The organism is Flavobacterium pectinovorum (assembly GCF_900142715.1).
In the GTDB taxonomy this organism is placed as follows: Bacteria; Bacteroidota; Bacteroidia; order Flavobacteriales; family Flavobacteriaceae; genus Flavobacterium; species Flavobacterium pectinovorum.
Genome location: NZ_FRBX01000001.1, coordinates 126,380 through 139,719 on the forward strand (window position 1 = coordinate 126,380; position 13,340 = coordinate 139,719).

Annotated in this window: 7 protein-coding genes; all 7 read left to right on the forward strand. The window is 37.1% G+C overall.

The window, feature by feature from the left end; genetic code table 11:
- The first annotated feature begins 15 nt into the window (after positions 1-15).
- The 7 genes from BUE22_RS00435 to BUE22_RS00465 all read left to right on the forward strand — a co-directional run bounded on the left by BUE22_RS00435 (position 16) and on the right by BUE22_RS00465 (position 13,272).
- On the forward strand, positions 16-1,584 hold the full coding sequence (locus BUE22_RS00435) for an aldehyde dehydrogenase (NADP(+)) (RefSeq protein WP_073392874.1): 1,569 nt from the start codon (positions 16-18) through the stop codon (positions 1,582-1,584).
- Between the two features lie 3 nt (positions 1,585-1,587).
- Positions 1,588-2,598 carry a 4-hydroxyproline epimerase gene (locus BUE22_RS00440; protein WP_073392877.1) on the forward strand — a complete coding sequence of 337 codons (1,011 nt, stop codon included), beginning with the start codon at positions 1,588-1,590 and terminating at the stop codon, positions 2,596-2,598.
- Between the two features lie 78 nt (positions 2,599-2,676).
- Positions 2,677-3,912: an NAD(P)/FAD-dependent oxidoreductase gene (locus BUE22_RS00445; RefSeq protein ID WP_073392880.1), complete on the forward strand. Its 1,236-nt coding sequence runs from the start codon at positions 2,677-2,679 to the stop codon at positions 3,910-3,912.
- 512 nt (positions 3,913-4,424) lie between these two features.
- Positions 4,425-5,840: an APC family permease gene (locus BUE22_RS00450; protein WP_073392883.1), complete on the forward strand. Its 1,416-nt coding sequence runs from the start codon at positions 4,425-4,427 to the stop codon at positions 5,838-5,840.
- Positions 5,841-6,086: 246 nt separating this feature from the next.
- Entirely contained in the window at positions 6,087-8,339 is a 2,253-nt protein-coding gene (locus tag BUE22_RS00455) for a S9 family peptidase (protein WP_073392885.1), read from the forward strand.
- 57 nt (positions 8,340-8,396) lie between these two features.
- Entirely contained in the window at positions 8,397-11,453 is a 3,057-nt protein-coding gene (locus BUE22_RS00460; RefSeq protein ID WP_073392887.1) for a beta-L-arabinofuranosidase domain-containing protein, read from the forward strand.
- Between the two features lie 127 nt (positions 11,454-11,580).
- Positions 11,581-13,272 carry a DUF885 family protein gene (locus BUE22_RS00465; RefSeq protein WP_073392889.1) on the forward strand — a complete coding sequence of 564 codons (1,692 nt, stop codon included), beginning with the start codon at positions 11,581-11,583 and terminating at the stop codon, positions 13,270-13,272.
- The last annotated feature ends 68 nt before the right edge of the window (positions 13,273-13,340 follow it).

The following is a 13,340-nucleotide window of genomic DNA, read 5'->3' on the forward strand; positions in this document are numbered from 1 at the left end:
TTTTAATAGAAAGCGATGACTACAGGTAAAAATTATATTGGAGACGTGCTTTCCGCAAAAGGTAAAACGACATACAAAACCGTAAATCCGGAATTAAATTCTGAAAATGAAACTGTTTTCTACGAAGCTGCCGCAGATGAAATTTCCAAAGCTGTAGTATTAGCCGAAGAAGCTTTTAAAACATACGGTGTAATTGAAGATGCAAAAAAAGCCGATTTTCTCGAAGCTATAGCGGAAGAAATTGAAGCACTTGGCGAGGATTTATTAACCACTTATATTCAGGAATCCGGCCTTCCGGCCGGAAGAGCCAACGGCGAACGAGCCAGAACAACCGGACAACTAAGGGCATTTGCGGCTATGTTGAGAGAAGGTTCCTGGGTAGAAGCGATTATCAATAAAACCGAAGGAAAACTGGATATTAGAAGATTACAGATTCCGCTAGGGCCTGTCGCTATTTTTGGAGCCAGTAATTTTCCACTTGCCTTTTCTACAGCAGGCGGTGATACGGCGAGCGCTTTGGCGGCCGGTTGCTCTGTAGTGGTTAAATCGCATCCGCTTCATGCGGGAACTGGAGAATTAGTAGCTTCTGCAGTTATTAAAGCAGCCCAAAGAACCGGAATGCCCAATGGTGTTTTCTCTAATCTTAATAGCAGCGGTATAGAAGTCGGAACAGCTTTGGTAGAACATCCTTCCATAAAAGCAGTAGGATTTACAGGAAGTATAAAAGCAGGTACGGCACTTTGTAAAATTGCTGCCAACAGACCAGTTCCAATTCCTGTTTATGCAGAAATGGGAAGTATCAATCCGGTACTCATTTTACCCTCTGCATTGAAAACCGATGCCGAAAAATGGGCTCAAAATTATGCTGCATCGATTGTGGCAGGAACGGGTCAGTTTTGCACAAATCCGGGGCTTATTTTAGGAATAAAAAGCAACGAATTGGACTATTTTATTACTATTTTAGCTTTAGAGATCGATAAATTAGAGCCAACTTGCATGCTGCATCCTAATATAAAAGCACAATATGAGCGTCTAAAATCAGAAGTACTTGGAGAAGAAGGGTATACACAGCAAACCAATTTAGAGAGAAGTGTAAAACCAAATTATGCATTGCAAAATGTTATTACGGTTGATGGCGATATCTTCTTAAAAAACAAAACATTTCATAAGGAAGTTTTCGGGCCATTTTCTATTGTAGTTAAATGTGATGATATTGAGCAGCTTAATGAAATTATTCTTGACTTAGAAGGGCAGCTAACCGGCACAGTTTTAAATGGAGATTTAAACGAATGGGAAGATTTCAAAGAAGTAATTGAAAACCTTAAAAACAAAGTAGGCCGATTAATTTTTAATAATGTTCCGACAGGTGTTGAGGTTTGTTCGGCAATGACACATGGAGGGCCTTTTCCTGCAAGCTCAGACTCCAAATTTACATCAGTTGGATTAACAGCGGTTAAAAGATGGGTACGTCCGGTAACTTTTCAGGATTGGCCAAATCAGCTATTGCCAGTTGCGCTGCAGGATAGTAATCCGTTAGGAATTAATAGAATAGTAAACGACATAGTAACCCACAATCCTATTTAATATATGCCTAGAAAAACCTTTTTTTGTGTAGATGCACATACTTGTGGAAATCCAGTAAGAGTTGTAGCTGGTGGTGGTCCAAATTTGATTGGAGCGAATATGAGTGAAAAACGCCAGCATTTTCTAAAAGAATTTGACTGGATTCGTAAAGGACTTATGTTTGAACCCCGTGGTCATGACATGATGAGCGGCAGTATATTGTATCCGCCAAGCAATCCCGAAAATGATTTTGGAATCTTATTTATTGAAACTTCAGGATGTCTGCCGATGTGCGGCCACGGAACTATCGGAACGATCACTATTGCCATTGAAGAAGGTTTGGTAATTCCTAAAATTCCGGGAAAAATTAAAATGGAAGCACCTGCAGGTTTGGTTCAGATTGAATACCAGCAAACCGGTAAAAAAGTCGATTGGGTGCGTTTAACCAATGTAAAATCATACCTGGCTGCCGAAGGACTTACGATAGATTGTCCCGAATTAGGAGAAATTGTTTTTGATGTCGCTTACGGCGGAAATTATTACGCCATTGTAGACCCGCAAAAGAACTTTTCAGGAGTTCAGGATTTTACAGCAGGAAAAATTGTGCAGTACAGTCAGGAAGTTCGTAAAAGAATAAATGAGAAATATCCAAATCTTTTCATTCATCCTGAAAACGATACAATTCGCGATGTAAGTCATATGCTGTGGACAGGCGATCCTATCGACCCAGCTTCATCAGGCAGAAATGCCGTTTTTTATGGAGATAAAGCAATCGACCGTTCTCCGTGCGGAACCGGAACTTCGGCCAGAATTGCGCAGCTTCATGCAAAAGGAAAACTTAAAAAAGGAGAAGATTATATTCATGAAAGTTTTATCGGAAGCAAATTTATTGGAAGGGTAGAAGAAGAAACTTCGATAGGAGATATCAAAGCCATAGTACCAAGTATTCAGGGCTGGGCAAAGGTTTACGGTTATAACAATATCATTATTGACGAAGATGATGATCCGTACGCATTTGGTTTTCAGGTGATTTAAAAGAAAATAATAATATAAAAAATTCATTGGTTTGCAGATAACTTTCGAGGCCAATGAATTTTTAAATTTATAAGACTAATGAAAAAAGTAAGTATAATTGGTGGAGGGATAATAGGCTTGTGTTCAGCTTATTATTTAGCCAAAGAAGGTTATGAAGTAGTTGTTTTTGATAAATCTGATATGAATGATGGCTGTTCTTACGGAAATGCCGGAATGATCGTCCCTTCGCATATTATTCCACTCGCACAACCCGGTATGATTGCTCAGGGAATAAAATGGATGTTTGACAGTCATAGTCCGTTTTACGTAAAACCCAGATTAAACAGAGATTTAATGAAATGGGGATTGCAATTTTATAAACATGCCAATTTAAATCATGTTGAGAAAGCAATGCCGGCACTTTGCGATTTATCACTTTTGAGCAAAGAATTATATCAGGATCTTGCCAGGCAAAACAACTCTTTTTTTTATGAAGAAAAAGGGCTGTTAATGCTTTATAAAACCGAAAAAACAGCAGAAGAAATTTATCATGAAGGAAAACTGGCAGAAGCATTAGGTTTAGAAGTTGATTTTCTTTCCAAAGAAGAAGTTACAAAACTAGAGAAAGGAACAGCCACAAATGTAATTGGCGGTGTACATTATAAAAGCGATGCACATGTTTATCCGCAAAAATTCATGCAGTTTATAAAAGACGAATTAAAACAGCTCAATGTACAAATTCACCCTTCGACAACAGTTAGTGATTTTGTGTTAAAGAACAACACCATTGCCGAAATTATAACCGACAAAGGCAATTTTACAACAGACGAAGTAGTTTTGGCAACAGGATCATGGAGTCCGCATATCGCTAAAAAATTAAATATCAATATTTCGATTTTACCGGGAAAAGGGTACAGTTTTACACTGAAAGATCAAAACCATAAACCATCTATTCCAAGTATTTTATGCGAAGGAAAAGTAGCCGTAACCCCCATGAACAATGATATACGTTTTGGAGGAACAATGGAAATCACCCATACCAACGATACCAAAATTAATCAAAACAGACTTCAGGGAATCGTTAATTCCATCAATGATTTTTACCCCGATCTAAAAATCGAAATGCCAAAAGAAGAAGAAACCTGGTTTGGATTCAGGCCTTGTACACCTTCCGGAATGCCAATCATAGCCAGAGACAAAAAACTTAAAAATTTAACTTTGGTTACAGGCCACGCCATGATGGGATTAAGTCTTGCCCCTGCAACAGGAAAAATAGTCGCAGAGATTATTTCTGAAAAGAAAACTTCTGTAGACACCCAAATGTTTCAATTCTAAAATTCAGCTTCAATTTTTTAAAGATTGAAGCTGAATTTTTTATTTAGAACAAAACATGTAGGTTGCTAGCCTTGAAAGGGCGTAATATTTATAGAAAAAAGAATGTGTCGCTCCGCTGGAGTTCTAATGTTGAAATATATGGATTGCCGTAAATATTCCGTTCCGCCCGAGCTCGCTGGACAATGATCTTTACAAGCCCTGAAAGGGCGAAATATGTATAGAAAAATAATACATTCATTTTGTTGAACCCATCGGGGTGAAATATTTTTCCGTAAAACACATATATCGCTTCGCTGGAGCTCATATAAAATAATCTAAAATTCAACTATAAATATCTTGCTCCGCCGGAGCTTTAAAATTGAAATATTATAGCATAAACATTCAGACTGATCATCTGAAAATCTAAATCCTAACTCAATTTAGATTCAATACAACCATTTCGCATACCTAACAAAAAACAACCAAAAAACAACCAAAAAACAACCAAAAAACAACCAAAAAACAAACCCAAAATGACAGATAATAATCAGGAAGAATTTAAAAAAGAACTCGGACTTCTCGACGGAACCATGCTTGTGGTAGGTTCCATGATAGGTTCCGGAATATTTATTGTAAGTGCCGATATAGCCCGACAAGTAGGATCAACAGGATGGCTCATTTTAATATGGCTTATTTCGGGAATCATAACCATGATTGCGGCAGTAAGCTACGCAGAATTAAGCGCCATGTTTCCTAATGCAGGCGGACAATATGTGTATCTAAAAGAAGCTTATAATAAATTAATTGCCTTTTTGTACGGCTGGAGTTTTTTTGCCGTTATCCAAACCGGAACAATTGCAGCAGTTGGAGTAGCATTTTCAAAATTTGCGGCCTATATAATTCCTGCTGTCAGTGACGAAAATATCCTGTATGAAATGGGCAGTTTTAAACTAAATGTAGCACAAATTGTTTCTATTGTAACCATTGTTTTTCTTACCTATCTAAACACACGTGGTGTAAAAAACAGCAAGATTCTACAAACCATTTTAACCATTATAAAAATAGTATCCATTTCAGGATTAATCATTTTCGGATTCACCTTAGCGGCTAAATCTTCTATTTGGAATGCAAACTGGACAGATGCCTGGACACCACATTCTTTCAATACCGAAAACGGATCCTGGATGCCAATTGGTACAACAGCTTTAATTTCGGGAATTTCTGCAGCAATGGTTGGTACTTTATTTTCGAGTGATTCCTGGACAGGAGTAACCTTCATTGCAGGAGAAATTAAAAATCCGAAAAGAAATGTTGGGTTAAGCATGTTTCTGGGAACTTTAATCGTAACCATAATTTATGTACTGACCAATTTGATGTATGTAGCCGTAATTCCGTTAAACGAAATTGCCGGCGCAAAATCAGATCGGGTAGCAGTAGTAGCCTGTGATTATATTTTTGGAGATATCGGAACCCTTATTATCGCATTAATGATTATGATCTCGACTTTTGCGTGTAACAACGGATTGATTATGGCCGGAGCCAGAGTTTATTATACAATGGCCACCGATGGTTTGTTCTTTAAAAAAGCAGCCGTATTAAACCATTCAAGTGTTCCTGCCTGGGCATTATGGGCACAATGTATCTGGGCTTCAGTATTATGTCTTACAGGCAAATATGGTGATTTGCTGGATTTTGTAATCATCATCGTGTTGATTTTCTACATTTTAACCATTTACGGAATCATACGCCTTCGTAAAAAAATGCCCGATGCCGTTCGTCCATACAAAGCAATTGGATATCCTTTTTTGCCAATATTCTATATTATAATTGCTTCGGCAGTTTGCATTTCCTTATTGTTTACCAAATTTTCAACTTGTGGCTGGGGTGTTTTTATAATGCTGCTGGGAATTCCAATTTATTATTCAATTAAAGAAAAAACCTCTAAATAAAACCTGTTAAGTCTATCGAATTCCAAAATATAATGTAGAGACGCACAGCAGTGCGTCTTAGACATTGCATATCGACAACCTTTTGTAGACACTACTGTGTCTCTGCAATATTGAATACTTGTAATATGCATTTAATAACTGATTTTGCTTATATCTTTCTTCTGATGGGTAATATAATATTACTATCTGTTAATATTAACCCATAACCGTCAATAAATAATATATATTTTTATTAATATTTAAATTATGAAGACAACTAACAAAAAAATAAGTGTGTTTTTAACACTTTCATGGTGTTTGTTTGCTCACGCTCAGGGAACTTTGAAAGAGTATAAGAAAGCAAATGCCGTAGATTCTTTATTTAAGAATAAAGTGATTAATACGCCTAAAGAATTTCATTGGATTGGAAATGATTATGTATGGTATAGCAATAACCTGCAAAAAGGAAAAGAATTTCTTTTGGTAAACACCAAACAGCAAAAGCAATCTCAGGCGTTTGACCATACAAAATTAGCACAATCCTTATCTAAATTTTCGGGTAAAGAAGTTACTGCAAAAGATCTTCCAATTGAAAATTTAGAATTTGATAAAATGCTTGAAAAACTGGTTTTTACAACAGATACACTTAAACTTTCTTGTAATTTACAAACATACGAACTAACAAAAGTAAGTGGTTATAAACTGCCATTAAACAAAAATGAATACTGGGGCGGAAATTTTGATGAGTTTGGAAATAAACCCGTAGGCTCTCCGGATTCCCTGCATATTGCATTCATAAAAAATTATAATTTATACATACAAAACAAAAAAACAAAAGCAGAAACCCAATTAAGTTATGATGGCTCAAAAGGGTTTTATTATTCGTCTTATATGCAATGGTCGCCAGACAGTAAAATGATTATGGCCTACAAAGTGAGACCGGGAGAAGAGCATAAAATTTATTTTGTAGAATCAAGTCCTGCAGATCAGTTTCAGCCAAAACTGCAAAACAGAGATTATTTAAAACCAGGCGATCAATTACCATTTAAAAGTCCGCAGTTGTTTGTAGTGGCTTCAAAAAAACATATTCCCATTGCCACAGATTTATTTCCGGAGCAATATGAACTCACAGAAATAGAATGGAAAGACGACAACAGCGGTCTTACTTTTGAATACAATCAAAGAGGACATCAGGTGTATCGTGTTCTCGATTTAAACGCTGCTACCGGAAATGTAAAAATTATTATAGAAGAAAAAAGTCCAACCTTTATAGATTATAGTGGGAAAAGATTTCGTTACAACAGCAAAAAAAGCAACGAAATAGTTTGGGCTTCAGAACGTGACGGCTGGAATCATTTGTATTTGTATGATGCCCTTACCGGAAAAGTAAAAAATCAGATTACCAAAGGAAACTGGCCGGTAAGAGAAGTAATAAAAGTGGATGAAGAGAAAAAACAAATCTACTTTACGGCCAGCGGATTAGACAGCAATCAGGATCCGTATTTGCTTCAGTTATGCCGAATTGATTTTAGCGGAAAAAACTTCACCAGATTAACCACTGAAAACGGCAATCACAAAGTAACTTTTTCGCCAGATTACAAATATTATGTGGATCAGTATTCGCGTGTAGATGCCCCACCAATTACGGTTCTGAAAAGTGTAGATTCTCAAAAAACAATTGTCGAAATGCAAAAAGCCGATATTTCGGCATTAGAGAAAACGGGATGGACCGCGCCTGAAGTTTTTACAGCAAAAGGCAGAGACGGCAAAACAGATATTTGGGGAATGATCGTGCGCCCGACTACTTTTGATCCTAATCGTAAATATCCAATTATCGAATACATTTATGCCGGACCCCATGATTCATTTGTTCCAAAAAATTTCCAGCCTTATTACTGGGCGATGTCTTCTTTGGCTGAATTAGGATTTATTGTGGTTCAGATTGACGGAATGGGAACTTCAAATCGTTCAAAAGCTTTTCAGGATGTTTGCTGGAAAAACTTAAAAGATGCCGGTTTCCCTGATAGAAAACTTTGGATGAAAGCCGCTGCCACAAAATATCCTTATATGAATATTGACAAAGTGGGAATTCACGGCACATCAGCAGGCGGACAAAATGCAGGAGCCGCTTTGGTCTTTAACTCAGATTTTTATGATGTAGCCGTATCATCTTGCGGCTGTCATGATAACCGAATGGATAAAATGTGGTGGAACGAACAATGGATGGGATATCCCGTTGGACCAGAATACGAAGCCTGTTCCAATACGACGCATGCAGCACAAGTAAAAGGAAACCTGATGCTGATTCTTGGAGAATTAGATGATAATGTCGATCCATCCTCAACCATGCAATTTGCAAATGCCTTAATAAAAGCCAATAAAAATTTTGAATTGGTAACCGTTCCCGGAATGGGACATTCTGCCGGAGGAGATTTTGGAGAACGAAAACGCAGGGACTATTTTGTACAGCATTTGTTAGGAGTTATTCCGCCAACATGGGAAGAAATTTATACGAAATAAGAAACTTCTAAAAGGAAAAGAAAAGAGATTTTGTAATCATAAGAAAAAGAAGCAGTGATGAAAAAATATCAGTTATTTATTGGTGCGATTTTGAGTTTTTGTGCACTAAGTACAACAACTTTGAACGCGCAAAACGGCGATCAGATTTTGGACGGGATTGGAGAAACCGGATTAATTGCCCGCTATGTTTTTGATGGCGATGCAAAAGACTGGTCACGAAATAATTTACACGGTAAAATTTCCGATACAAAAGCCAAATTTGTAAACGACGAACAATTTGGAACCGTACTTTCTTTACCCGCAGACAGTAAAGCTTTTGTTTCCATTCCTGCCGACGGATTGTTGGGAGAAGAATCATTGAGTATTTCAGGATGGATTTTCTTAAGATCTCCACAAAAAGACCAGCGATTTTTTGATTTTGGAAAAAACACCAATTCACATTTGTTTTTTGCACCAGCCGGAACAGAAAATGAAGCCGGAATTCAAACGCAGGTTATTATAGAAACAGGAACAAAATACACAACAAAATCGGCAGCTTTAGAAACAGGAAAATGGAGTTATGTTGCAGTTGTGATTAATATTCCATCCAAATCGATTAGCACTTACGTGAATGGATTATTGGTAAATGATACCAAGAATGCAGAATTGGACTTAGCAAAATTATTCGATTATAATTCAGCAGAAAAAAATAAACTGTACATCGGAAAATCACTCGCAGACAGCAATATTTATCTCAATGCAAAATTGCACGATTTCAGAATTTACAGAGTTCCATTAACAGACAAACAAATTACCAGAATTTATAACAATGCCCTGAAAGAAAGCCAGGAAGAAGAATCTGGAGAAGAACAAACTGCAGATTTACCAAAGTTTGCAGCAACAACACCACAGCTTTATAATCAGTTCCTTACAAGCGTTTCTGATGTAAAAGTGGAAACAGTTGTGGGTACACTTCCAAGATTACCGAGTTATATAAAAGGGGTTTATACCAATGGAATTGAAGGGCCAGAGGTAAGAGTAATTTGGCCTTCGCCGAAGGATAATAGCGACGTACTTAAAAGCGGAAAATATACCGTAACCGGAAGCATTTCTGGAACAGATTTAAAGCCCAAAGCAACAGTAATTGTCAAAGAAGCCAAAGAAACCGCAACACCGGAACGCAAACTCGAAGTTTTCAAATTAGATCAGGTATTCTTAAACGCTGACCATGACGGTCATCAAACTAAATTCATAGAAAATCGCGACAAGTTCCTGACAACCCTCGTAACGACAGATCCGGATTCTTTCCTGTATATGTTTCGCAACGCTTTTGGGCAGCCACAACCCAAAGAAGCAGAACCGCTTGGCGTTTGGGATACTCAGGAAACCAAATTACGCGGCCATGCTACAGGACATTACTTAACTGCGATTGCTCAGGCATATGCAAGTACAGGATATGATAAAACGCTTCAGGCTAATTTTAAAGATAAAATGGAGTACATGGTTAATACATTGTACGACTTAGAAAAGCTTTCAGGAAAACCAAAGGAAGCCGGAGGTAAATTTGTGTCAGATCCGACGGCAGTTCCTTTTGGTCCTGGAAAAACAAACTATGATTCAGATTTGAGTCCGGAAGGAATTCGTACCGATTACTGGAATTGGGGTGAAGGTTTTATTAGTGCTTATCCTCCGGATCAATTTATTATGCTCGAAAATGGAGCAACTTACGGCGGACAAAAAACTCAAATTTGGGCTCCTTATTACACCTTACATAAAATTATGGCCGGATTAATGGATGTTTACGAAGTGAGCGGTAACGAAAAAGCGCTTGAAACTGCAAAAGGAATGGGCAATTGGGTATATGCCCGTATGAAAAAATTACCGACCGAAACGCTAATCAGTATGTGGAACCGTTACATCGCAGGAGAATTTGGCGGAATGAACGAAGCCATGGCAAGGTTATACAGAATTACAAAAGATCCACATTATTTAGAAGTAGCACAATTATTCGACAACATTAAAGTCTTTTACGGCGATGCCAATCACACACACGGACTCGCTAAAAATGTAGATACTTTTAGAGGATTACACGCCAATCAGCACATTCCGCAAATTATGGGAGCGCTGGAAATGTATCGTGACTCTAATACGCCTGATTATTATCGTGTTGCTGATAATTTTTGGTACAAAACCGTAAACGATTATATGTACAGTATTGGAGGAGTTGCCGGAGCAAGAAATCCAGCCAATGCAGAATGTTTTATCAGTCAACCTGCTACGATTTATGAAAACGGTTTTTCATCGGGAGGTCAAAATGAAACCTGTGCCACTTACAACATGCTTAAACTAACCGGAGATTTATTTCTATACGATCAGCGTGCAGAGTTAATGGATTATTACGAGCGTGGCCTTTACAATCACATTCTTTCTTCTGTAGCAGAAAATAGTCCTGCCAATACGTATCATGTACCGTTAAGACCAGGTTCGGTAAAACAATTTGGAAATGCACACATGACAGGATTTACCTGCTGTAATGGAACAGCGATTGAAAGTAATACCAAATTCCAGAATTCAATTTATTTTAAAAGTGCCGATAACAATGCACTTTATGTAAATCTGTATGTGCCTTCGACATTAAAATGGACAGAAAAAAAGATAACAATCGAGCAAACAACAGACTTTCCTAATGAAGATTTTACCAAATTAAAAATCAATGGAGATGGGAAATTCGATCTTAAGGTTCGTGTACCACATTGGGCGACCAAAGGGTTTTTTGTGAAGATAAATGGAAAAGAAGAAAAAGTAAAAGCACAGCCGGGAAGTTATCTTACGCTAAATAAAAAATGGAAAAATGGAGATGTAATTGAGTTGCGTATGCCTTTTCAGTTTCACTTAGAACCTGTTATGGATCAGCAAAATATAGCCAGTTTATTTTACGGACCAATCTTATTGGCAGCACAGGAAACAGAACCTCGAAAAGACTGGCGTAAAGTAACTTTTGATGCAAAAGATATCAGCAAATCAATAACCGGAGATGCGAAAAAATTAGAGTTTACTATAGGCGGAATTTCGTATAAACCGTTTTATGAAACGTATGGACGCCATTCTGTTTATCTGGATGTTACGTTGAAATAATAGATTGAAATAGCTAAAAAAGTTCGCCACGAATTCCACAAATTATCACGAATTAAATTCACAAAAATTAGTGTGAATTAGTGTAATTCGTGGCAAAAAAAACATTCTAAACCATCAAACCACGAGCATGAAAAAAACAATTCTAAGCCTTATTCTATTTTTATTTATGATAACGCCTTCTTTTTCCAGCGAACTTATAGATGTTGTAAATACCTTTCAGGCAGATAAAACCGCGCTGCAAAATTTTTATTCGAACAATGAATCGGAAGAATATTATGTGCGTTTTTCTAAATTTTATGCCGATTGGTCCACAACAGTAAAAAATATTGATTTCAAAAATTTATCTAAAGACGGAAAAGTCGATTATTTATTATTGAAAAACCTGATCAGCAAAGAAGATTATTTTCTGCAGATAGAATATAAAGCCTATAAAGAAGTGGCTTCAGTGTTGGATTTTTCAACTGATATTTCGCTGTTTATTCAGGAAAGAAGAAGAGGTAAAAAACCAGTTTCCAGTCAATTGGCAAAAGCATTTGATAGTGCCGGAAATAGCATCGATAAAAAAACAGAATTATTAAAAACAAAACCATTTAAAGATTGGTTTGCAGCCGATAAAGCCGCAAAATCAGTAGCTGCTTTTCAACTATCCTTAAAAGAAGCCTATGAGTTTTATTACAGTTATGATCCGGATTTTACATGGTGGATGGAAAAACCGTATAAAAACCTGTCTGAGAAACTTAAAGTTTATGAGGAATTTCTAAAAACCAATTATCCAAAAACAAGTGTAAAAGATGATGGAAGCGGAATTATTGGAAAACCAATTGGAAGAGATGCCATCATCAAAAGCCTTGCATTTGAATACATTCCATATTCTCCGGAAGAATTAATATCGACGGCACAAAGTCAGTTTGAATGGTGCAAAAAAGAAATGATCAAAGCATCAACAGAATTGGGTTATGGAAACGATTGGAAAAAAGCACTCGAACATGTTAAAGATACTTATGTTCCGGCAGGTGAACAGCCACAAGCGATTACTAATTTATACAATCAATCAGTAAAATTTATAGAAGACAGAGATTTAATAACGTTGCCGGATTTGACAAAAGAAACCTGGCAGATGATTATGATGACGCCGGAACGTCAAAAAATAAATCCGTTTTTTACAGGTGGCTGGGAAATCAGCATATCCTATCCAACCGAAGACATGGATCAGAAAGACAAATTGATGAGCATGCGCGGTAATAATCCGAATTTTTCTTTTGCAACCGTACAGCATGAACTACTTCCGGGACATAACTTACAGTTTTTCATGAACAGCCGTTACAAATCATATCGTCAGCCATTTGATACACCGTTTTGGATGGAAGGCTGGGCTTTATATTGGGAAATTAATCTTTGGAACAAACAATTTCCGCAGACACCCGAACAAAAATTAGGCATGTTATTTTGGAGAATTCATCGTTGTGCCAGAATCATATTTTCACTGAAATATCATTTGGGCGAAATGACACCGCAGCAATGTATCGATTTATTAGTGAACGAAGTAGGACACGAAAGAGCAAATGCAGAAGCCGAAGTCAGACGTTCGTTTGCCAGCGGAGACGCACCGTTGTATCAGGTTGCATACATGACAGGAGGTTTGCAGTTTTATGCTTTAAGAAATGAATTGTTAGCCAAAGGATGGACAGAAAAACAATTTCACGACCGTGTTTTAAAAGAAAATATTATGCCTGTAGAAATGCTGCGGATTCTATTAGAAGATTTGCCTGTTTCTGAAGATTATAAAACCAATTGGAAGTTTTCGACTGATTTTAAATAATTAGAATACGCTGAAATTTATCTGTAAAAAGTATAACAAAGAAGCTGAATTAAGTCTGTTCAGCTCTT